Source organism: Pelagicoccus mobilis (genome assembly GCF_016595505.1).
Classification (GTDB): domain Bacteria; phylum Verrucomicrobiota; class Verrucomicrobiia; order Opitutales; family Opitutaceae; genus Pelagicoccus; species Pelagicoccus mobilis.
Window position 1 is genome coordinate 121938 of the sequence record NZ_JAENIL010000004.1, and the last position, 23919, is coordinate 145856.

General features: G+C 52.5%; 17 protein-coding genes. 6 read left to right on the forward strand and 11 right to left on the reverse strand.

All coding sequences use genetic code 11. The annotated features are described in order from the left end of the window. Positions 1-259 precede the first annotated feature (259 nt). From recJ to yajC, 3 genes are all read right to left on the reverse strand, one after another. Positions 260-1975, reverse strand: a complete 1716-nt coding sequence (recJ, locus tag JIN87_RS03100) for a single-stranded-DNA-specific exonuclease RecJ (protein WP_200354053.1) — start codon at positions 1973-1975, stop codon at positions 260-262. 3 nt (positions 1976-1978) lie between these two features. Further along, positions 1979-4570 (reverse strand): protein translocase subunit SecD, encoded by a 2592-nt coding sequence (gene secD / locus JIN87_RS03105; protein WP_200354054.1) that lies wholly within the window; start codon positions 4568-4570, stop codon positions 1979-1981. Positions 4571-4669: 99 nt separating this feature from the next. Then, positions 4670-4981: a preprotein translocase subunit YajC gene (gene yajC / locus JIN87_RS03110; protein WP_200354055.1), complete on the reverse strand. Its 312-nt coding sequence runs from the start codon at positions 4979-4981 to the stop codon at positions 4670-4672. A gap of 108 nt (positions 4982-5089) precedes the next feature. Here yajC and speA point away from each other — a divergent pair, with 108 nt between their 5' ends. Continuing rightward, complete coding sequence (speA, locus tag JIN87_RS03115; protein ID WP_200354056.1) at positions 5090-7048, forward strand: biosynthetic arginine decarboxylase; 1959 nt, start codon at positions 5090-5092, stop codon at positions 7046-7048. A 23-nt stretch (positions 7049-7071) separates the two neighbouring features. Here speA and JIN87_RS03120 read toward each other — a convergent pair whose 3' ends face one another. From JIN87_RS03120 to JIN87_RS03140, 5 genes are read right to left on the reverse strand one after another with little or no spacing between them, the layout of a single operon-like run. Further along, positions 7072-8604, reverse strand: coding sequence for an arylsulfatase (locus tag JIN87_RS03120; RefSeq protein ID WP_200354057.1), 1533 nt, complete (start codon positions 8602-8604; stop codon positions 7072-7074). Positions 8605-8614: 10 nt separating this feature from the next. Beyond that, on the reverse strand, positions 8615-10003 hold the full coding sequence (locus JIN87_RS03125) for a Gfo/Idh/MocA family protein (protein ID WP_200354058.1): 1389 nt from the start codon (positions 10001-10003) through the stop codon (positions 8615-8617). Between the two features lie 55 nt (positions 10004-10058). Further along, the gene (locus JIN87_RS03130; RefSeq protein ID WP_200354059.1) at positions 10059-11855 is read right to left on the reverse strand and encodes a sodium:solute symporter family protein; all 1797 of its coding nucleotides are present in this window, start codon (positions 11853-11855) and stop codon (positions 10059-10061) included. A 43-nt stretch (positions 11856-11898) separates the two neighbouring features. After that, positions 11899-12753, reverse strand: a complete 855-nt coding sequence (locus JIN87_RS03135; RefSeq protein ID WP_200354060.1) for a sugar phosphate isomerase/epimerase family protein — start codon at positions 12751-12753, stop codon at positions 11899-11901. Positions 12754-12772: 19 nt separating this feature from the next. Further along, positions 12773-13813 (reverse strand): Gfo/Idh/MocA family protein, encoded by a 1041-nt coding sequence (locus JIN87_RS03140; RefSeq protein WP_200354061.1) that lies wholly within the window; start codon positions 13811-13813, stop codon positions 12773-12775. Positions 13814-13942: 129 nt separating this feature from the next. Here JIN87_RS03140 and JIN87_RS03145 point away from each other — a divergent pair, with 129 nt between their 5' ends. Next, positions 13943-14836, forward strand: coding sequence for a helix-turn-helix domain-containing protein (locus JIN87_RS03145; protein ID WP_200354062.1), 894 nt, complete (start codon positions 13943-13945; stop codon positions 14834-14836). A gap of 15 nt (positions 14837-14851) precedes the next feature. On the opposite strand, the gene JIN87_RS03150 is transcribed toward JIN87_RS03145, so the two are convergent. Beyond that, entirely contained in the window at positions 14852-16402 is a 1551-nt protein-coding gene (locus tag JIN87_RS03150) for a sulfatase (protein ID WP_234033208.1), read from the reverse strand. 293 nt (positions 16403-16695) lie between these two features. Here JIN87_RS03150 and tdh point away from each other — a divergent pair, with 293 nt between their 5' ends. Together tdh and JIN87_RS03160 are read left to right on the forward strand one after the other, a co-directional pair. Then, positions 16696-17724, forward strand: a complete 1029-nt coding sequence (gene tdh, locus JIN87_RS03155) for an L-threonine 3-dehydrogenase (RefSeq protein WP_200354064.1) — start codon at positions 16696-16698, stop codon at positions 17722-17724. Between the two features lie 12 nt (positions 17725-17736). Then, a complete protein-coding gene (locus tag JIN87_RS03160; protein WP_200354065.1) occupies positions 17737-18924 on the forward strand; it encodes a glycine C-acetyltransferase in 1188 nt (395 codons plus the stop codon). Between the two features lie 17 nt (positions 18925-18941). On the opposite strand, the gene JIN87_RS03165 is transcribed toward JIN87_RS03160, so the two are convergent. Next, on the reverse strand, positions 18942-19997 hold the full coding sequence (locus tag JIN87_RS03165; RefSeq protein WP_200354066.1) for a TIGR00730 family Rossman fold protein: 1056 nt from the start codon (positions 19995-19997) through the stop codon (positions 18942-18944). Between the two features lie 150 nt (positions 19998-20147). On the opposite strand from JIN87_RS03165, the gene JIN87_RS03170 reads away from it, so the two are divergent. Further along, a complete protein-coding gene (locus JIN87_RS03170; protein WP_200354067.1) occupies positions 20148-21149 on the forward strand; it encodes a bile acid:sodium symporter family protein in 1002 nt (333 codons plus the stop codon). 31 nt (positions 21150-21180) lie between these two features. Beyond that, positions 21181-22461 carry an amidase gene (locus JIN87_RS03175; protein WP_200354068.1) on the forward strand — a complete coding sequence of 427 codons (1281 nt, stop codon included), beginning with the start codon at positions 21181-21183 and terminating at the stop codon, positions 22459-22461. A 24-nt stretch (positions 22462-22485) separates the two neighbouring features. Here the strand turns inward: JIN87_RS03175 and JIN87_RS03180 are convergent, their stop codons facing one another. Beyond that, positions 22486-23913, reverse strand: coding sequence for a sulfatase (locus JIN87_RS03180; RefSeq protein WP_267909336.1), 1428 nt, complete (start codon positions 23911-23913; stop codon positions 22486-22488). Positions 23914-23919: the final 6 nt, after the last annotated feature.

Consider the following 23919-nt stretch of genomic DNA (forward strand, 5'->3'; position numbering starts at 1 on the left):
AGGTAGGGCGGCCTCGCCGCAGGCCGCCATGGAGACTCGATCCTGCATTGAGCATCGGCGTCGACTTAAGCCTAACCGCTGCGCGCGGGAGGGCAATGCTCCGTCATTGCCGCTGAGCCTACGGGCGAATAAACGATGAGGCAACGACAGTGCGTTGCCCTCTAGATGATGCTATTTCTGTCAAGTTGACGCCAATGCGCTGTGCGGCTGACTGGGCCAGTCAGCCCTAACTCGCGTGACTAATCCTATGAAAAACGCTCTAGCTCTCTCGCCAATCGACCAGCTCCATTTGCAACGCTTTCTTATTACCGAAAGTGTTCCAAACGAGGCGGTAGGCTATGTCCACAGGTGTATTCGCGGGCGGAATACGGTCTGCCATCTTCCAGGCGACTCCAGATATGTTCTGTCGAGAACGTGACGGCAAAGTAAACCGGAAGTGAATGTCCTTAAACACTGTGACCTTGGCGCCAAACACGATTCGTTTCGTCGCAAAAACCGGTTCTGGGTTGGCTTGCCCGAATGGCTCGAGCCTAGAGAGTTCGTTCATCAATTGTGTATTGATATCCTCTAGACGTATCCAAGCTGAAATATTGAGCGTTTTCTCGACGGTGTGAGTAGCAAGGTAGTCCTTTAGGGCCTTGTCAAAGTACTCGGAGAACTCCTCAACGCCCTCGCTCTTCAACGAAACCCCCACAGCCATTGGGTGCCCGCCCCAATTCTCGAGCTTTTCAGAATAAGGCGAAAGGACTTCGACGAGATTGACGCCTTCGATGCTGCGGCCTGAACCTTTGGCCAGATCCCCTTCTCTGCCGAGCACAATAGCTGGTCGATTGAAGGCTTTGGAAACGCGGCTCGCCACAATGCCAACAACCCCGGGGTGCCAATCATCACCGTAGACCACAAAGCCGCTACGATCCGACTGGTTTGTCCGAATCTGCTCCATGGCGGAATCCGTCATGGCTCGCTCGATCTCCTGACGTTCCCGGTTGAAGGAATCCAGCTTCAGCGAGGTCTCTAGAGCGAAAGAAGGATCATCGCTTAGTATCAGCTCCACCGCTACGGAGGCGTCAGCCAATCGACCGCTCGCGTTGATGCGTGGGCCTAGACGGAACGAGACGTCGATCGGATTCACACCGTGACGCGCGGCGACTCCGGAAACCTTCATCAAGTTCTTCAAACCGATGCGAGATGTCTTGCTAAGGACCTGGAGGCCAATGCGAGCAAAGATTCGGTTCTCCTTGTTGAGCGGAACCATATCGGCCACCGTACCCATTGAAACGAGATCGAGATAATTGCGAAGCTTGATCTCGAAGGCACGCTTGTCGTCACGTTCACGCCTAACTTTCAGCAAGCCGTGAGCGAGTTTGAAAACAAGTCCTACCGTACAAAGTTGACAGTGGTTTTGGCTCTCGCGGTCGTTGACATGGGGATTGACTAGCACCACCTCCTTGGGGAGCTCCTCCTTCGCTTGGTGGTGGTCGACGATAACGACCTCGCACCCTGTATTCAGTATATGCTGAACCGCTTCAACTGAGTTCGTTCCACAATCGAGGGCGATGAACAGGTCGGGCTGATTAGCCTTATCGAGAGCTCGCTCAACTGCTTTTTGAGACAAACCGTACCCTTCTTCTAGTCGAAGTGGAACGATGTAGGCAGGATAGTTCTCAAACTCCTGCAAGATAGCCACAAGCAAGGCCGTGCTCGTAACGCCGTCTACATCGTAGTCGCCACAGATGACAATCCGTTGGCGGTTGTCGATTGCCTGCGAAATTCGGTGAGCCGCCGCTTCGAGATTCGGGATCTCGAACGGGCAGTCTATCGATCCGAGTCGCGGATCAAGGAAACGTGCTGCTTCCTCTGTATCCGCTAATTCAAGACGGGCCAGCAACTCGGCGACAGTCGGACCGACGTTTAACTCATTGCGGTACTTCTTGGATAAATCGGCCGAAGGTGGACTGTACTCCCAATGGGCCAATCTCTATTGGTCCTTGCTTGGGGCGTCGGTTGGAGACTGCTTCGAGCCAACCTGCCAGTCGTACTCAGGAATGATGTCGTGGCTAGATTCGACGCTGCGTCGGTCACCTTTGTGGTAGAAGTAGAACACTGGGCTAGCGATGAAGATCGATGAGAACGTACCCGTGATAATACCGATCGTGAAGGTGAAGGCGATGTCGTTGATCACTCCCTTACCGAAGACCATGAGCGAGACAGAGGCGAGCAAGGTAGTAATACTCGTGAGCAAAGAACGGGTCAGAACCGCGTTCATCGCAACATTGATCACCTCGCGGAGCTTCATCGTTGGCTTAAGGAGTAGCTCTTCGCGAATACGGTCGAAAACGACGATGGTATCATTCAGCGAGTAACCCACGATTAGGAGGATGGCGGCGACCATCGGCGCCGTGAACTGATGCCCAGGCACCAATACGAAAACGCCGATTGTCAGCAAGATATCGTGAATCGTGGCGACAACCGCTCCAATACCGTATCCGATTTCGAAACGGAAGGCGATGTAGAGAAGGATCAGGCCGAGAGACAGGGCGATGGAAAGGAATGCGTTCTTTTGGATTTCAGCCCCTACGGATGGACCGATTTCGTTCTTTCCGATCATATCGAAGCCAGCATTCGGGAATGCCGCTACGAGAGCGTCAACTGCGGCTTCGCCCTTCTCGAATCCAGTCTGGATACGTAGCAACTCTTCTGCTGTGCCAAGCTGAGATTGGTAGAGAGGGTTGGCTTCTCCGATGTCGGCGTCTTCGAGAGCTTTACGCAGGTCGCCTTCGTCAATCTTTTGAGTGAAGGTCAACACGGCTTCGTCACCACCAGTGAAGTCGATACCGTAAATCGAATCGCCCTTGCTCACGAGAACGGCAAGACCAACGGCGACCAAACACCAGGACGCGATAAAGGCCGGCTTACGGTACTTGAGGAAGTCGTAATTCGATCCGGTGAAAAGCGAGAGCGTCTTGAACTTGCCGAGCGTGCCTGTGCAGAAAATAAGCTCGAGCAGAACGCGAGTGACGATCAGAGCACAGAACATGGTGGTCATTACACCGATCGCGAGAGTCAGACCGAAGCCCTTAACCGGGCCGGTTCCAAGGCTCAGCATCACGAAGGAAACGAGCAAGGTCGTCACGTTAGCATCGAAGATCGTAGAGAAAACCTTTCCAAATCCGCCCTCGACCGCGGATTTGATGTTCTTTCCATTTCGTAGCTCTTCGCGGATACGCTCGAAAATCAGGATGTTCGCATCCACCGCCATACCGACGGTGAGTACGATACCAGCGATACCTGGCAGCGTGAGGGTCGCATTGAAGCTCGCGAGAACTCCCAAAACGATAACAACGTTGAGGACAACCGAAGCGAGAGCGACAAAACCGCCGATCATGAAGTAGGCGATCATGAACGCGGAAACCGCTGAGATACCGATGACGGAAGCCTTAACGCCAGATTCGATCGAATCTTTCGCCATAGATGGTCCAACTTCGTACATCTCTACCACTTCGAGCGGAAGCTCGAGCGGGTTGTTGAGAGTGTTGGCGAGGTCGATCGCTTCGCGCTGGGTAAAGTTGCCAGTGATCTGGGCGTTGCCGCCGGAGATGCGTTCGCTAACGCGCGGTGCGGATTGTAGTTCGCCGTCCAATACGATGGCCAAAAGCCCCACCTCTCCCGAGCGAGTTTGCGCCCCGCGTTGAGTGATGCTGCCAAGCTTTTCAGTTACATCGGCAAAGAGCTTTGCCCCGTCATCGTTGAAGTTGAGGATGACCTCGATGCCGCCAACCTCATTTGTACGCGGAAATGCGTCATCAACGTACTTACCGGTAAGAGCGGGAATACGCTTAACGTAGTACTTCTGGATGATTTCACGCTCGGTGTCGTCCTGAACGCGGGTCATTTCGATGTAGCCGGTAGGACGTGGATCCGTACGTGGATCGGCCGAGGGATGGACTTCGCGGAACTCGAGGCGAGCCGGTGCCTTGATCGTGTCGATCAACTCGGGATTGTCCTTCGTGTTAACGCCGGCGAGCTGGAGCTCGATCCGGTTTTCGCCAACTGGACGAACGATGGGCTCGCTGACTCCGTAGGTGTTGACGCGACGCTCGATGATATTGATCGCGTCGGAAAGCTTCTCGTTTCGCTGGTCGACAGGCACTTCAGCGAGAGCCGTCGGGTCGACTTCGAAAGTGACGGAGATACCACCCTGGATATCGAGACCACGCTTCAAGTTCGCTTTGGAGTCCTCAAGCAAGGTCGGCAGGAGGATATTGTTTCGCTTCTCGATGTTCGTGAGGCTCGACTCAAGCTGTAGGTCCGGAAAATAATCGCTGATGTCGATACGCTCGTCGTTGGCGATTTTCTTGAGAGCCATGTAGACGCTAAGCGGACGATTGCCCTCTGAGCTCTCCTCAGAAAGCGTCTTTGCCCGTTCCATCAAGGCGGTGAACTCAGGGCTGCCGGAACGCTCGGTCACGTGCTCGGCGAAGTCCTGGTCGGACATGGGGATTAGATAAGAAAGGCAGAACGCGACGATGATCGCTGTAAGGGCCAGTTTCCAAATATACTTTCCGGACATCGAGTTACTAATCAGGTTGGAGTCTATCTATTAATAATACAGATGCCACGCCGTACAAGGCGTGGCTCTTGATTGAAAGGGTTTGAAAGGGCGAGTCTCCTACTCCGCGGCGTTGATCACGGTGGCGACGGAAGCCTTGGAAATTTCGATCTTGGTGTTTTCGGCGATCTTCAGAATGAAGCGGTCTTCCTTGACGTTGGTGATCGTTCCGTAGATCCCACCGCTGGTTACGACCTCCGCTCCACTCTTGAGCTCGGTGATCATCTTTTGATGTTGCTTTTGCTTCTTACGCTGCGGGGCGATGATCAGGAAGTACATCGCGGCGAACATGAGGCCCATGATGAGAAGAGGCGGGATTCCACCTCCTTGTGGCTGAGCAGCTTGTGCGAAGAAGATTGTAGAAATATCCATTTGTGAAAGCGGGAATTTTAACTCTAAAGGGTTCTTGAAATTGAAAGGCGCGTACTCAATCTAGCGGCTTTTCAAAAAGCAAGCCATAACCTGTACGCTGCAAGACCCTTGAGCACGAGTGCAAAATCACGTTGGACCACCGCAGAAGCGGAACGGCTATACGGCTTCAACCGCTGGGGAAGCCCTTACTTCTCTGTAGACAAAGAAGGACACGTCTGCGCTCACCCCGCTGCGGACGAAAGGACCGTCCGAATTGCCGACGTTATAAAGGAAGCCGCCTCCAAGGGACTCAAGGCTCCAATGGTCATTCGCTTTCAGGATCTGTTGCGACATCGAGTCGAGCGCTTGAACAAGGCCTTTGCCGCTTCGATCGAAGAGGAGGAGTACCCAGCATGCTACCGCGGCGTGTTCCCAATCAAGGTCAACCAGCTACGCGAAGTCATCGAGGAAATACAAGATGCGGGCGGAGATCACAGCTATGGCCTCGAGGCTGGCAGCAAGCCGGAACTCCTCATCGCGATGGCGATGCACCAAGACTCCGACGGACTCTTGATCTGCAACGGCTACAAGGATGAAGACTACATCCGGCTGGCCCTCAACTACCGCAAGATTGGCAAGGAGATCATCATCGTCGCCGAGCAGTTGAGCGAAGTTCAGAAGATCATCGAAGTTTCAGAAGAGCTCAAAGTAGAACCGCTTATTGGCCTGCGGGCAAAGCTCGGCACGCGCGGCGAGGGAAAATGGGCGATGTCGACCGGAGACAACGCTAAGTTCGGACTCGCTTCGATGGAGATGCTAGAGGCAACTCGCATGATCGAAAAAGCGGGTCTTTCGGAGAGCCTTCGCCTTCTCCACTTCCACATCGGTTCTCAGGTTCCCAATATCATCACGCTGAAAAACGCGGTCGTCGAAGCGACCAGATACTATTGTCAGCTGCAAAAGATGGGCTTCCCGATGGGAATTCTGGATGTGGGAGGCGGTCTTGGGATCGATTATGACGGCTCTCGTTCCAATTACGAAAGCTCCACAAACTACAGTCTCGAAGAGTACGCCCGAGACGTCGTCTACAATGTGAAGCAGATTTGCTCGACGATGGAGGTTCCCTGCCCGGACCTGGTCACTGAAAGTGGCAGAGCAATCGTCGCCCCGCATAGTATTCTGATCACCCAGGTATTCGATCGCATTTCAAAGCGTGACTCGCTAGTCCCGGTTCTCAAAGAGGACATCAAACATCAGGTGGTCGCCGATCTTCACGAAATGTTGCACGGCCGTATTCGCTACGGGAATCTGGAGATCTACCACGACGCCTTCCAAAAGAAGAACGAGGCAGATTCGCTATTTTCGCACGGATACCTCGACCTAGAGGGCCGAGCCCAAGCCGAGTCGCTCTTTTGGCAAATCTGCTCTCGCCTAGAGAAGAAGATGAGCAAGGCGCGGGGCTACCAACCGGAGGAGCTGATAGGCCTCTCGGAGCTGCTCTCCGATCAGTACGTTTGCAATTTCTCCGTCTTCCAGTCCCTGCTCGATCATTGGGCGCTCGACCAGCTGTTTCCGATCGCACCCATATCTCGCCTGAACGAACGCCCAACCACCAACGCGATCCTGGCAGACATAACCTGCGATTCAGATGGCAAGGTCTCGAAGTTCATCGGCTTGGAAGACGAGAAGTCCTACCTGCCGCTTCATCCGCTTAAGAAAAACGAGCCCTACTTCCTCGGCATTTTCCTGGTGGGAGCTTACCAAGACATCATGGGAGACAACCACAACCTCTTCGGCCGTGTGAATGAGGTACACGTATTTCTCGAGGAAGACGAAGAGGACGGATTCTACATCGAAGACACGATTCAGGGCTATCGCATGAAAGACGTGCTCGAAGGAGTGCAATACGAAGCCAAATACCTTTGCCGCAATCTCAAGCAGCAAATCGACAAGGCCACGAAAGCCGATGTTGTGAAGCCGCGAGATGGCGTCAGATTCATGGAGCTGTACGAGCAGCAACTTCAATCCAAGACGTATCTAGATATTCAGTACAAGAAAAAGCGGCGTAACGCTACCAAGAAGACCTAGTCGGCCTAAGTGAGAGGGCATCCTCAGTCGCCGAGTTCTTTTATCTTGAACCTCTCAAGCGCTGCAGGCTGATGCTCGCTTGCCATAATCGTTTCCATTTTTCTAACGATTCCTGGATACGTGGATGCTAGGTCATTCAGTTCCTTGGGGTCAGCTTCAAGGTCATAAAGCTCCAGTGCCATGTTGCCCTTGAAGATATCCCTCCGAATCGCTTTCCATTTCCCCATTCGAACAGCCTGTTGGCCACCGTATGATGGAAACTCCCAATAGAGGTGCTGGTGCTCAGCCTGTTTTCCCGTGCCGAGCAATTCGGGCAAGAAGCTCACTCCGTCCGTATCTGCAGGTGCTTCCGCATCGGCTAGCTCGCAAAGAGTTGGTAGGACGTCCCAAAAGGCGGATACATGATCAGACGTCGTTCCCGCGGCAATCCGTCCAGGCCAGTGAGCGATCATGGGAACACGAATTCCGCCCTCATGAAGATAGCCCTTTCCCCACCCTCTCTCTGAGTTGAAGGGGGCTCCACTGTCGAAAAAAGCTGAGTCGCTTCCTCCGTTGTAGGTGGGTCCATTGTCGCTTGAGAATACGATCAGTGTATTTTCATACTCTCCCAACTCCTTGAGCCTTTCTACGATCGCACCCACCTGCTCGTCGAGATAACTGACCATAGCGGCATAGGTCGCGCGTGGCGATCGATTCGGAAAGTAGCCGCGATCACCGCTATAATGCTCCTCAGGACCGAACTTCTTTTGGTAATGCTCCACCCAATGTCGCGGGGCCTGCAAAGGGACGTGGGGTATCGGAGTAGCAAAATAGATGAAGAACGGTTGGTTCCGACTCCTATCGATAAACTGGAGCGTTTCTTCTAACATTAAAGTCGGAGCATAGTCTTCAAGTTCATAGTCGCCGTAACTGTCTGGATCATTTGGATTTGCCTCGTCCGGAAGCTTTGTTCCTGGTACCACCAGCTTGTTTTTAAGCCAAACCTTCTCCTCGTTTCGCCACAAGTGCTTCGGGTAGAGGGTGTGAGCCTGACGTTGGCAATTGTATCCAAAAAAGAAATCGAATCCTTGATTATTGGGGATTCCTTCCGTCAACGGAGCCCCGAGTCCCCATTTTCCAATTACAGCGGTACGATAGCCGACCGACTGTAACAATCGTCCTATCGTTGCGGTTCCCTCCGGCAGCGGGCGCTGCCCTTCTAGATTGGGATCGTCAACTGCCTTGGCAAAGTTCCAGGTATCCCCTCGCTCGCCCCATTCATCATTTCCACGAATGTGAGCATGCCCAGTGTGTTTGCCCGTCATCAACACGCAACGAGCAGGAGCGCAAACAGCCGAGCCAGAATAATGCTGGGTAAAGAGCATCCCTTGGCGGGCTAGCAAATCAATGTTGGGCGTCTCGATTTTCTCCTGTCCGTAACAGCCGAGTTCTCCGTAACCAAGATCATCGGCGAGAATATAGATGATGTTCGGCCGATCATCAGAGGCCAATACAGCACCCCCCAACAACCCTATAAGGCTTAGAACGAAAACTCGTAGATAGGTTAGCTGCTTCATGGACAATAAGCTAGCTTACGACACCTAACGGATTTGTTTCACTCCAGTCTCCCCGAGTAAAATCCGGGAACGCTTGAGGTGCTCCGCCCTGCCTAACTGATTCTTCACTCAGTGGAGCAACAGCGCTCCAGAAAGCCCCCTCATAGACGTTCTGGTCAAGTGGCTCGCCCTTTCGCAAACACTCCACAATGCGGTAACGCATCATAAAGTCCATGCCGCCGTGTCCGCCCATTTTCTTTGCAAGAGCCCCAAGCCGCTTTTGTAATGGGTGTTCATATTTTTCGTAAATCGCCGCCAGACCTTCCCCTTCAGCCCATTTGTGATGGTCTTCAGTTGCTCCTTCGACTCCTCCCTCAAGTGCGACTCTCGTCGGAAAACCAGCCAAACACCCTTTGGTCCCTTGGACCAAATTCAATCGAGAATAGGGCCTTGGACTGGTTTCGTCCCATTGAACCATTATCGTTCTGCCAAGCTGAGTCTTTATGATCGACGTATTCAAGTCTCCACCACGGTAGTCTAGGCTATTCCATTTATGGCCATCTGAGAAGTTGTCGCTCGCATATTGGGCTCTCCCGAGCGCTGGAGTTGAAAAAGAAACCAATGAGCCAAAATTGTCTTCGCCACGGGCCAAATTCATATACTGGGCTACAGGGCCGAGCCCATGCGTTGGATAGAGATTCCCGTTTCGTTTCGCGTAATGATGCGTGCGCCAATAGCCGGTGCCCCGCTTTTCATGCACCATCTGCCCTCGGAGCTCATGGATGTATGCGGCCTCCCCGTGAAGCAAGTCGCCAACGACCCCCTGTCGACACATATTCAGATATAAAAGCTCATCGCGACCGTAGTTGACGTTTTCCATCATCATACAGTGTTTTCGCGTTTTTTCCGACGTATCCACGACGTCCCACAGTTCATTATTCGTGAGAGCAAGAGGAACCTCTACAAAAGCGTGAGCTCCCGCCTCCATTGTCGCAATCGCCATCGGAGCATGGTCCTTCCAAGGAGTCGCTATCACAACTGCGTCTGGCTTTTGCTCCGCGAGCATCTTGCGCCATTGATTCTTTCCTCTGCTGTAGACGCTGATCGATCTGTGTCGACTACCCGCGCCCACTTCCTCGCAATCCTTTTGCGATTGCAGAGCTAAATCCTCATACAGATCGCAGATCCCAACCACCTCAGTGCCTTCGATCGTGGCGAATTGCTTTGCATGACCTCGTCCGCGAGCGCCGACTCCGATAAACACAATCCTGATGGTATCAAGTTTCTCTGCAGCGTAATCTCCCATGTATTGGCCTTTGCGTCGAGTGGCCGCCTGCGACGTTGAGCTAGCAACGACCGCTCCTCCGATCCCCGCTAGGAGTCCCAAGAATCCGCGTCTAGAATTCAAAAATGTCTTCATTTGCATATGAGGTGTTTAAAAAAGTGAATACTTGAAGTTTGTGTCGTGAGCAGGACTAACGTTTCTCTGTGTCGGGGCCCCTGGATTCGCTTCGAACGAGCTTGGATGCGAACAGGCCAGAAACCGTTAAAACGCAGCAAGCAAACACGGTTTCGCCGTAGAGCATCTTTCCGATTCCAAACAGGAACCCATAAACCGCCGCAATTCCCAGAGCGACGTTCACAAACTGAGGAGCTAAAGGATCACTCTCTGGTATCGACATTCCAATACGGGACCGGACAGACGACCAACCAGGACCGGCAGGGCGAACCTTAAGATAAAACCGCTCTAAGACCGTCCGCTCGCTGGGGGAAGTGAGCAGCGTAACCGAAAACCAAACAATGGAAGTAGCGGATACACCAATCAATAGCTCGAGCCACCATGGAAACCCCAAATCCGCGACCCTGAAAAATACTGCGATAAGAAGCGAGGAAACCATGGCAGAGATCTCGCTAAACGCATTGATCCTCCACCAATACCAACGTAGAAGGAAGATAAGCCCAGTCCCAGCCCCCACCTGTAGAAGAATTTTAAACGTATCCAGCGCAGTCCGGAGTTGCAAAGCGATATACCCTGCGAGAACCATCATCACAATCGTGGATATACGACCGACTAGGACTAGCTTCTTTTCCGTCGCATCCGGGTTCACGAAACGTTTGTAGAAATCGTTTACGATATAGAACGAACCTCCGTTTGTTTGGGTCGAAATCGTCGACATGTAGGCAGCGATCAAGGACGCGATGACGAGACCGAGCCAACCATTCGGCAGAAATGTCAGCATTGCTGGATACGCTAGGTCATGCCCAAGCATGCGCGGGTCAACATGCGGAAACGCTTCCTGAATGCTCTCTAGACTTGGGAACACGACCAGAGATGCGAGGGCTACGAGGATCCAAGGCCATGGGCGCAAACCGTAGTGTGCAAAATTGAAAAAGAGAACGGCTCCCGTAGCATGCTTCTCATTCTTTGCCGCTAGCATTCGCTGGGCTACATACCCACCTCCTCCCGGCTCCGAGCCCGGGTACCACACGCTCCACCATTGGACCAGCAATGGAATCGTTATCAAGGTTGCCCAGGCGTTGAGACTTTCATCGCTCCAAGCTCCATTCTCATCCTTATCAACTTCAGGAAAGAACGATAGTTTCCCTTCTAGAGCCGGGTGCTCGAAAAGTGCCTTCAAAGATCCAATATCCTCATGTCCAATCGCGAAATAAGCAGCGGCAATAGAGCCTACCATTGCCACTCCAAACAGGAGAAAATCGGTGAAAACGACGCTACGAAACCCGCCAATGGATGAGAAAATCGCGGTGGCAATTAGAGCCCATAGGATAGACTGAAGCGGACTCGCTCCAAGCATCACTCCTCCGATCTTAATCGCAGCGAGGGAGACGGTCGCCATCACCATAACATTGAAAAGCAGTCCAAGGTACAGCGCTCGAAAGCCTCGCAGGAAGGCGGCGCTCTTACCGCTATACCGCATTTCATAAAACTCGATATCAGTCATAACCCCTGACCTGCGCCACAGCTTCGAATACAGAAAGACAGTAACCATTCCGGAAACGAGGAAAGCCCACCAGGCCCAGTTCCCTGCAACTCCATCTTGGCGAACGATATCAGTTACCAAATTAGGGGTATCCGTCGAGAAGGTCGTGGCCACCATAGAGAAACCGAGAAGCCACCAAGGCATTTTTCGTCCACCTAGGAAAAACTGTCCTGTATCCTTTCCGGAAATACGGGAAACCGCGATCCCGATGGTGATGACGATAAGGAAATATCCACAAATGATGATCCAGTCGATCGTTTCAAGCTGCATAAGAAGAGGTAGGGGTACTAAATTGAGGCACGTGAAATTGGTGCTAGCCGCTCATTGCAAGTATCTTATCCATCGCACGTGAGGTATTGTCGATCAAGGTTTCTGGAGCGTGCTTGTAAAATGGAACGGGCGGAATCATCTCAGCAGCCACCCAACCACTGTATCCAATCTCTTTTAGCGCACGCACAACCGCTGGCCAATTCACGTCGCCAGAGAGAAGATCCACAAATCCATCTACCGAGCCCACCGCTCGACGGTAGTCTTTCACGTGTACGCGTTTTATTCGATCACCCAGAATCGGCACCCAATGTTCAGGGTATCCCGTAGCCAAAACGTTCCCCACATCAAAGTAACTTCCCACTCGCTCGCTTTCGAACCGATCAATGAAGGAGCGCATCTCTAGCGGGCTTAGGAGAAACTTGTTCCAAACATTCTCGATTCCGATTGTGACTCCTAGTTCCTCCGCAAGTGGCAAAGCATCCCTCACAAACTCGCTCGCCCGTTGCCACGCTAGGTCGTAAGGGATTTCTTCGCAGCCTGGAATAAAATCAGCCCCTACTGAGCCAGGCACTACAAGCACAGCGTCGACTCCCAGGTCCGCAGCAGCATTGATTTGCTTCAACAACACTTGTTTGGCTTTGTCTCTCGTCTCTGCAGAAGCGCTGGCCGGATTATTCCCCCAGTAGAGCCCTGTCGCCATTCCGCTAATACAGATCCCTACATTCTCTGCGATCTCGCGAATCTGCCGGTGTTCGTCGGATGAGGTGTTCAGGGAAATGGGACCCTCGTCGCTGATATCTAGCTCGATCCCCTCGAACCCCGCATCTTTCGCCAGCTGCATTTTTTGCCGAAGATCCCAATCTCCATAAAAAGACCAAATACTAATCGATTTTTTCATAATGTAGTCTCCTAAATCTCTATACGCCCGCAGGGTTATTTGCCAATTTCCCCAACGCGATTTCCTTCAGACAAAGCTGCAACGAGGCCCTACCGTCCCTAAGGGTCGCTTTACGAGGAGCTTCTCCCTTCTTAAGGCAATCGGTGAAATAGAGGAGCTGATTGTAGTAGCCCCCTAGATCGGAAATATTCCCTTCGCCAGAACTGGAAGTACCAGCTTCAGGCTTCGCGACCGCCAACTCTTTCGCCGCCCCAGAACCCTCTGTAATCAACAGCCCTTTTCCGTTTTGTGAGTCATAATCGATCACCGCATCCTCGTAAACAGCCTGGAATGCCATTTGAAATCCCCACTCCTTCGGGTAATTCCAGCCACCTTCGAGATTCACCAATGTATTGCCGAACGTCATTTGGCTAAAGATATGGGAAGGCCCACTGAAATCCTCAGTCGTTCGACTCGAGACATGATCCGGCTCTCCAAGCAAAGCCAATACGAAATCCGTATCATGAATATGGAGATCAAGAGCCGCCCCGCCAGACCTGTTTTCGTCATTCAACCAATCCCCAACTCCGTATCCAGGTCTTCCCGACCTACGTACAAGACTTAGGCTCAGCAGGCCTCCTCCCTTCCCGCTTTCGTGGAAGTCCATCAATGCCGCGTACTCAGGCCAGAAACGGATACAGTGCCCAACTTGAGCAGAAGTCCCCTTTGACTCAGCTGCAGCGATGATTGCGTCAGCCTCCTGAAGCGTGAGGGTAAGCGGTTTTTCGCAAAACAAGGCCTTTCCTGCCTCGATCGCTTCGATTGCCGAATCCCGGTGCAAGTCAGTCGGCAAACAGACGTCCACGAAATCTAACTCCTCCGTCGAAATCGCCTCCGCTAAGGTTGCATAAACAGGGATATCAAATCCAAATCCCTCGAGTTTTTTTTTGGACTCACTGACCATTCCATCGACCGCAGCGACTAAGCTCACTCCGGGCAGCGACCTATAAACCTGGGCATGCATCCCTCCCATGAAGCCGCACCCAACAAGAACCCCTTTCAAATCATCTCTTACGCTCATAGAAATCAAATCTCCGTATCCACTTATTGGATTTTATCCAAAAACCTTCATCGGACAGCATTCTAGCATAATCTTTATTGCAAATATTAGCCATATTTAGCTATATCCTTAACACTTTCGATTATCCCAATGCCCTCCCAGACGTTTAATTCTCTCAAAAAAAGAGCTGGCTCGCTCCCCGCTCCTAAAAACTACTTCAAGGGCTTTACCCCAAGTGAGCTCTGCATTCCAGAGAACCTAATCCTATTCTCGCGAACCACGCGTGACGAACTTCAGAAACGTAGCTTCGAGAGCCATCCACACCAACGTTTCGTCCTGGCCATAAACCTTGAAACAGAGGGTACGATCACCACAGATGGCATTCCTTGGAGAATTCACCCAATGGAGGCGTTTCTCATATTTCCCTATCAGTTCCATCAGTTCACCGAATTGGCGAAAGATAGGATCGTTTGGCTCTTCATTACCTTCGAGATCGAGATCCCCTCGATATTGGAGGTTTTTCGCCATCGCATCCTCGCGGTCGATGAACGGATGCTAGAATCGTTAGATGGGATTCTCGATCGTTACCACTCCCAAAGAACGGAACGAAACAAACGAGCGCTCACGCTTGAAATCGCCTATCTTCTCAACCGCCTACGAGAACAGCTCGCAATCTCTCCAAAGACTTCAATTTCACAGCAATCAGGGGATCAAAGCGAAAAGAATCTTCTTTTACAGCAGGTCCAAGAGTGCCTAAGGCATGAAACCGGCGAACTGCACACCGTATCCAAAATTGCTGCACAACTGAATATGTCGGAAAGCAATCTACGCGCGAAGTTTCGATCGCAATTCGGGCTCAGCCTCGGCTTCTACGTTCGCAATTTCCGAACGCACCAAGCGATCTTGCTCCTAAAAAACCCGGCGTTAAGCCTAACCGATATCTCTTACGAACTTGGATTTACGACACTCGCCGCGTTTTCTCGCTTTTTCAGTAATGCCACCGGAAGCGCCCCCAAGACCTACCGTGCCAAGCTTTTAAATTAAGCCCTGACACGTTCCTCAATCGAATCGAGCGAGAACTTGCTCATAGTCGTTCGGGTGTATGGCTTCCGGAAGGTTCAAGTCCTCTGCAATCGGAGAGTTGTTTTGCGATTCATCCACCAGAGCTCGCCATGCGTTTCTCTTTTCCGTTGGGTTGGTTCCTAGTAACTGACTTAGCTTACTCACGAGCTCTGGGTTGTTTTCAGCAATATTGTAGTTCTCATTGGGATCGAATTTCAGGTCGTACAGCATTCGTCCCGTAACTTCGTCCGCGACATTAGTGAATTCGGTAAACGAATAGCGCTCCGTTCGTACCGAGTCCCCCTTGTCGTAACGAGTAAACACCGCGGGTTTCCATGACGCCTCTGGGTTCTTCAGCAGCGGCAACAAGCTCGAGCCATGCAAATTGAAGGCGCTCCCATCATTATCGATTGTCGTAACCGGCCGGTCTAGTCCGGCCAGGTCACAAAGAGTCGGATACAAGTCGACCGACTCAACCAAGGCCGAAACGCGTCCTCCCTGCCCGACATCGGGATCCCGGATAATAATGGGAATCTGGGTAGACGTATTATAAAGGGCATGTTTAGCCCAGAGCGTATGCTCTCCCAAGTTCCAACCATGATCGCCCCAAACGACAATTACAGTTTTGTCGTAAAGGGATACGCCATTCGAATCATAGGTATTCTTGAGCTTAGCGACAATCCGCCGAATCTGGGCGTCGACGTAGCTCACGGTCGCGTAATACCCACGAATCAACGTTTTCGCGTATTCATCCGTCACTCTGGACTTCATTTCATCCTCATAGTCGACTTCCGAATAGTTCCTCAACTCTCCCCAATTATGTATTGATTGACGTGGTGCATTCACCGGCAAGGAGTAGTTGGAGGGAAGCTCTATGGAGTCCTCGGGATATAGATCCCAATATTTTTTTGGCGCCCAAAAAGGAAGATGAGGTCGCGGAAAACCAACACAGTACAGAAACCGATCATCCTTCAAACCATTGAGCTTAGCGATCACGTCAGAAGCATTCGCTCCATCCGGGTAGGCTTCATCGTCGTTTTTGTCACCTTCTCCAATTTCAAACGCAGGCACTCCTTGCCACGGGTGCTGCACCTTCACCAGATCGTCCCAAACGTCCTTGTCGTCATCCTTATTGTGATACACCTTGTCTATCGAGTAGAGCTTGTAGCCGTTGTCCTTAAAATGCTGAGGCAAGGTCACTCCGGGGTGGTTTACGCCGGCAGGCGTGGTTTGATCGGCTTCATCGAGGCGAGAATAGTAGGTCCAATGCCGCCCCCAGTCCTTTCCGGGCTCCTTGTATGGGCGGGAGCCAGTCAATAAGCTAAGGCGAGAAGCCCCGCAAATAGGTACAGAACAATAGGCTCGTTCGAAAATGGTGCCTTCCGCCCCCAGTTGGTCGAGAGCCGGGGTCACCATCTGTTTTCCTCCATGCAACTTGGGCGTCGAACTAAACCCATTTAATTGCGGGCGGAGATCATCGACCATGAAGATCATCACGTTTTTCTTCGCTTGCGTCTCGCCATCCACAATCGATGGCAAGGCGAACATGCAAGTAGCGGCAAAAATAAGAGACGAATAACGCAGTTTTTTTATCACAGTTGAGAGGGCCGTATTTTCCGTAAAACTACAGATAACGTTCAATCAGACGTTTCGCAGAACTCCAGGATGCTTAGAGTACTTCGTCCGTAATGCCTCCCCCCGCTGGAAAGGTCAAGCAGACCAACTCGCTAGCCCGCTCTATCTATTGAGCGCCTCCGTTTTACCTGAAATCGCATCCGCCGTTCGCAAAAAACGGAAATCGAAATTAAGTTTAGCGGAGTCACCCTAAGTTTGCTGTCGAAATGAATGCTCTCGTGAAGAAAAACGCTGCCGCAGGCCTAGACCTGATGCGGGTCCCAACGCCGAGCTATGGCATCAATGACGTTCTGATCCGCGTCGATCGAACCGGAATCTGCGGTACGGATTTGCACATCTACGTTTGGGACGATTGGGCTAGGCAGACCATACCGCCCCCACTGGTCATTGGGCACGAATTCGTTGGGGAAATCGTTGCTCTAGGAGAGAACGTCTCAGACTTTAAGGTTGGCGATGTCGTTAGCGGAGAGGGGCACGTAGTCTGTGGACGCTGCCGAAACTGCATGGCTGGACGTCGTCATTATTGCGCGGATACAAAAGGAGTCGGAGTCACCCGTCCCGGAGCATTTGCGGAGTACATCAGCCTGCCAATGACCAACATCTGGCACCATGCACCCGGGATCGACCTAGACGTCGCCTCCATTTTCGACCCTTTCGGAAACGCCGTCCATACCGCCCTCACCTTTCCTGTGCTGGGCGAAGACGTCCTGATCACCGGAGCGGGTCCGATTGGCGTAATGGCTGTCGCGATAGCGAAGCACGCGGGAGCTCGACACGTCGTCATTACAGACGTCAACCCCTACCGCCTCGGTCTCGCAAATCAATTGGGGGCCACTCTCGCTGTAGACGTACGACACTCCAGCATCCAGGCCGCGCAAGAAAAACTGGGGCTAAAGGAAGGTTTCGACGTGGGCCTCGAGATGTCCGGGAACCCGCAAGCCCTCAACGACATGATCGACAACATGTGTCATGGCGGCAAGATCGCGATGCTAGGAATCCCGTCTCAGAGCATCGCCATAGACTGGAGCCACCTTGTCCTCAACATGCTAACGATTAAAGGCGTCTATGGCCGTAAGATGTACGAGACTTGGTACCAGATGACGGTCCTCCTTGAGAGCGGTTTGGACATAAGCCCCGTGATCACGCACCACTTTCACTACACCGAGTTTGAAAAGGCGTTTGAGGTCATGAAAGCAGGGGGATCAGGCAAAATTATTTTGGATTGGAAGTCATAAAAGGCTACGACCATGAACACCGTATTCAAAGATCACCTACAAGCGCGACTCACGCAAATACACGACCAGGGGCTACACAAAACAGAGCGGGTCATCGAGTCCCCCCAGTCGGTTCGCATCCGTGTGAAGGACGGACAAGAGGTTGTTAATCTCTGCGCCAACAATTACCTCGGGCTCGCCCAACATCCCGAGGTAGCCAAGGCTGCCGTAGAAGGGATTCGCGACTGGGGCTACGGCATGGCGTCGGTTCGCTTCATCTGCGGTACGCAATCGCCCCACAAGGAGCTCGAAAAGCGACTGAGCGCGTTTCTGGTGACCGACGATACGATTCTCTACTCCTCCTGCTTTGACGCTAACGGCGGCCTATTCGAGACGCTGCTTGAAGCGGAGGACGCGATCATATCGGACGCCTTGAACCATGCGAGTATCATCGACGGCATCCGACTTTGCAAAGCCCGCCGTTACCGCTACGCTAACGGGGATATGGATGAACTGGAAACCCGCTTGAAAGAAGCATCTGGTTCGCGATTCAAACTCATTGTCACGGATGGAGTATTTTCGATGGACGGCTACATCGCTAAACTCCCGGAGATCTGCGATCTAGCAGACAAATACGACGCTCTCGTTATGGTAGACGACTCCCACGGGGTTGGAACACTCGGCAAACACGGACGTGGAACCCACGAGCATTACGCAGTCGAAGACCGCATCGACATCATTACCGGCACACTTGGCAAAGCCCTTGGAGGCGCTAGCGGAGGCTACACCTCTGGTCGAAAAGAAATCATTGAGCTATTACGCCAGCGATCCCGTCCCTATCTCTTTAGCAACACCCTTGCACCTGCCATTGTCGCCGGAACCCTCAAAGCCCTCGAACTCTTAACCGAATCGACCGAGCTTCGAGACCGGCTAAGCGACAATACAAGCTACTTCAGAACCCGCATAAGCAAGCTCGGGTATGAGATCTTGCCTGGCGAACATTCGATCGTGCCCGTCATGATCGGAGATGCTCGACTTGCTAATCGACTCGCTAGCAGCCTGCTCGCAAAAGGCGTCTACGTCATCGGCTTTAGCTATCCAGTCGTACCCGAGGGCAAAGCTCGTATCCGCACCCAGATTTCCGCAGCCCACTCGAGGTCGGACTTGGACCACGCGATCGAAAGCTTCGCCGAGGCCGGCAAGGAGCTTGGCTTACTCTGATAAGCTCCCGACAGCCCCTACTTGCTAACCTGCGTGCCGATGATTCTCATGACTTCACTCAGCGATTCGGCGACCTGGAAAAATCCGGACTGAGCCCAAGGAGCGAGCATTTGCACCAATGGATCCCAAAAACCGCCCCCATCCGGGAGTGGCCGGTTAAAAATGATGATCGTCTTCTGCGCCATTAGGCGGCTCCCCATTTGCCGGAAAATGAGCAGAGCGAGCATCTCCTGCACCGTCCCCGCTCCACCCGGAAAAACGACGAACGCGTCAGAGTTTTCAATCATCACCTCCATGCGCGTGTAAATATCTGGCTTCAACCAGAAGCTGGTTAATCCCTTCGGCAAGCCCTCCAGCTCGATGATGTGCGGCACGTTTGAGCCGCCTGTCCAACCTCCCGCTTCCACGGATCCGCGCACGACCTCCCCCATAACCCCCGTAGTGCCCGCTCCGGAGACGCAACCATAGCCACCGGCCGCAAGCATTCGGCCGAGCTCGTATCCCTCTTCCAAATACGAAGGATCTCGCAGACTCGCCGAACAGAAGACGCAGATGTTAGCCAACAAATCTCCCGAGTACTCCAATTCGTACGAATCAGTGTCGCAAGTCATGATCTTCTTCCGTTCCACGTCCGGCAGACCCTCTTCGTGCACTCGCTCCAGAGAACCAACGACCGATTCCGGTGAGCCGGCTTGCAACAAAAATCCACGGTAATCCTGCTTTATGGTGCCAAGCTCCCGCAAGCGATCGAGAAGACCAAACATGGGGTCCCACGTCCTGTCGGAGTTGAGGATCACGGTCGCCTTGCCGAAGAGGTATTCGTCTAGCGTTTGATACCCCACGAAGATCGAAACGGCCTTAAAGAGATCCTCTAGGGTAGCTCCGGGCATGAAGACGAATGCATCCGACTCCACCACCTTCTTCTCGATGTTGGACAGCGTTATTCTCTGGTCGCCATTCGAGTTGTAGATATCCCAGCCGCTTGCGAACAACTGGTAGAGCATCCGGGCTCTAGTCTCTCGGTTTGGATCGTTCTTCCCTTCTATGGTCCCTGATAGTCTAACAATCGGCATGCTGTGAGCTTTTGATTGAATTAAGCCCCATCTCCCTCTCCCGTCAAACCCGTTACCGTTACAGTTTTGATCTAGGCATGTGAGCGCTTAGTTGATTCCGGCTCGCCTCGCCGACAGAATTCCGCCCATTGTAGGGCGAACTTTATCCAGATGGCAAACGGACTCAAAAACGTATTCAAAAGCCAAGCCTTCACCCTCGCTCTCATCGGAGCGGTGATCGCTGCTGTTGTCGCCCCATGGATCGGTGTCGCTGAGGGTCCGCTCAGGACCGAAGCCACAAGCAAAATAGCAGTTGCCCTCACTTTTCTAGTCCAAGGCCTCTCGCTCCCAACGCGTCAGATTCTAAGAAGCGCCACCAAGTTCAAAGTTCACTCGTTCAATTTGCTTTGCAACTTCTGCTTCGCTCCCTTGCTCATGATCGCATTTCTCGCTGTTGTGGGCAAATGGATACATCCTGGGCTCGAAGCAGGATTCCTCTACCTCTCGATTCTGCCCACAACCATCTCCTCGGCAATCGTGATGACCTCAAGCAGTGAAGGTGACAGCTCGACGGCTCTGTTCTCCACGACCTTGGCTAATGTGCTTGGCGTATTCATTACCCCCGTCCTTTGCGCTGAACTCATCCTGTATACATCAGATGGAGCTCCTTCTCTTGGCACTACAATTGGCAAGATAGCCCTCCTCGTACTAACGCCACTCATAGTGGGCCAACTAATACGCCCCTGGATACGCGAGTGGGCGAACAAATCGAAGGCCTCGTTCAAACGAGTCAGCAACAGCCTTGTCGTTTTCATCGTCTACGCCGCATTTTGCCAAAGTGTCGAAAGCGGAATCTGGGGAGAAGTCGGAGCGGCTACCATTGTTGCGGTTCTCCTGATCGCCATCGCATTCCTGCTGCTCTTTTCCGCGCTCGTCTGGCTAACCTCTCCCATGGCCTCCAATCGGATAGATGAACGGATCGCCATCTTCTTTTGCGGGTCCCACAAAACCCTGGCCGCCGGAGTCCCCATGGCGTCGATACTCTTCTCCAGTTTGCCTGCGGAGAGCGACCTAACCCTCGGGCTCATCATTCTGCCTTTGATGTGCTTTCACCCCCTTCAGCTCTTCCTCGCAGGATTCCTCACTCCATTGTTCGCTGGCCAAGCGAGATAAGGCAGCTAGTTCATTCAACGTGATGGTAGAAATGAATCAGAAACCGATGGACCTCAACGCTTGGAAAGAACGAGCAGCCAACTCGCCCGCATCAGCGGCGAAGCAATTCCTCAAGCAAATTGAATCGATTCCCTCCCGTATCCGGAAAAGCATTATCGCCACCACCCCGAGCCTCGAGGGTCTTTCCACTGCATTCGAGGTAAGCTCGCAAAGCCCCGAGCTCCCTTTGGCTGGCGTACCGTTCCTGTTGAAGGACCTCTACGATATTCCCGGCTTTCCGACCACTGCGTCATCCTCCTTTCTCAGCGAGATCCGGCCCACCCCGAGCGAAGAGTCGTCGCTATCACGTTCGTTTCGAGAGCAAGGAGCCGTCTTTGCAGGCAAGACCCAACTGAACGAATTCGCCTACGGACTATCTGGTGAAAACCTGCACTACGGCAATTGCCCTCACCCACTCTTCCCCGATCGCCTCAGCGGAGGATCCAGCAGCGGATCCGCGTGGGCCGTGAAATCAGGTCTAGTGCCAATCGCCACTGGAACGGATACCGGAGGCTCCATTAGAGTGCCGGCGGCCTGGTGCGACATTTTTGGCCTCAGACTCTCGCCGAATCATTGGTCAACCCAAGGCTGCTTCCCACTCGCTCCCAGTTTTGACACAGCAGGTTGGTTTTGCGCTTCCGCTACCGACATGGCTCTCAGCATCGAGACCCTGGTGAAACCGACCAAGGTAACAGATGGTGCTCCCAAAGGTATTAATCTAATCGATACGGTACCCGAACTGTGTCCAGAATCGCGTAGGAAGATGCAGACTCTCCTTGAGAAAATCGGAGCTGTCACTTCTGAGGAAGCGACCCAAGCCTACCAGGATGCGACTCGATCTGTCGCTCTGCACTACGCCGTACTGCAGAGCATTGAAGCGTTAGGAGTTCACCAAGAATGGCTAGACGACCGGCAGAAGCAGTACGATTTCCCCGTGTGGCAAAGAATCGAAAGGGCACGCCATTGGAGCGAGGAGCAGGTTAAGGCAGCAAGCCTATGCGAACAGAGAATAAAGAGATTCTTCAATGACTGTTTAGACAACTACGACTTCGTCGCCATTCCAGCGACTCAATCCCCCGCAATCACGGCATCCCAACACACAGAGGAATTCAGGGCGAGACTGCTTGAGATTACCGCTCCAGGGAGCTTTTCCCGTCTACCTATCCTTACAATCCCCATCCGCCTCAAGAATGGTCTCAGCTCGGGGCTGCAGATTCTATACAAGGAGAATCACTCAGATTTGCCCCTGAGGGTTCTGAGGCTCCTAAACTAAGTTCGCATTGGCGCGAACGTCATTTCACTTTCGAGAATTCAGGTGCTTGTCAGAGCTTACTGGCAGACTCCATTCCTCCATTCCGTCCATAATCAAGGGAGCCTCATTCGTCGGGAGCTGTGACATTAGTCTTCCCTTGATTCCTGAGTACTCTGGATTGTTCGCTAGATTGTCCCACTCATTGGAGTCCTTTGAGTGGTCGTACAATTCCTCTCCGCCATCATAGTAGCGAGTATACCGCCAACGCTCGTCACGCACCGTGTAGTTCCCTCGTCCCCAACTACAAATAGCCGGGCCAGCGAGCGTTGCGTCAGGATCCGCCAACTGGGGAGCTAGGCTAAAACCATCCACATGTTCGGGAGCCTCAAGACCACTCATGTCGGCCAATGTTTGGTAGATGTTCACAAGTGAAACACCTCCCCTGACTTCTCGACCTTCCGGAGCATCATCATCACGCGTATCCAAAATAATGAACGGAACCTTCGTGGTTTCCTCCCAAAGCGCGAACTTACGAAAGTGCTTTTTCTCACCCATCCCGTAGCCATGATCAGACCAGAGTACCACAATCGTGTTATCGGCGTACGGACTCGCCTCAAGGGCATCGATCAAGCGCCCTATGTTGTAATCAGCCCAAGTGATGCAAGCCAAGTAAGCACGGCGCACGTCATCCCAAGCCTTGGCCGCTTTGAACTTACGATCGTCACCAACTTTCGCCATAGATCGGCCGACCGCAGGTATGTCGTTGTGATCATTCGGGTTGATAGCGGGAGCTTTAACCGGATCTGGATACATGTCGAAAAAACGCTTTGGAGCGACAAACGGTAGGTGCGGCTTCACGATACCAACAGCGAGGAAAAATGGTTTGTCGTGCTCCCGGTTCAATACATCCACGCCGAAACTGGTATTCTTATAGTCATTGTGATCTTCCAATGGATTGAGGGTCGGCTTGAAGTTCATCTTCGACGACTTCCCTTGTTGGTATCCAATATCTGGATCGTATACAATTTGAGGGCCTTTTTCTCTTTCGTAGAATTCTGTCCACTCAACGGAAGTTGGCTCACGGCGATGGTGAATTTTTCCCGAACCATACGTGTTGTAGCCGTTCATTTTAAAGAACTCGGTCATCGCTGTATAACGAGACTTTTGCTCCTTGGTAAATCCCTCTTGATCGTAAAAGGCATAGAGGCCCGAGTTGAACGGCTCCACTCCGTACAAAATGGAGTTTCGGCTAGGAGAACATCCCGGTGCCGGACAATGAGCATTTGAAAAATTCACTCCTCTCCTCGCGAGGGCGTCGAGATTCGGCGTTATCGCTTGTGGATGGCCACCGAGATATCCTGTCCAGTCATTCATATCATCGATCGCAATAAAGAGGATATTGGGCCTGCTCTCTTTCGACGATAGGGCAACGGCACAAAATAGGACTGCTGCTAAACTTACTATATTTCTCATAATTCT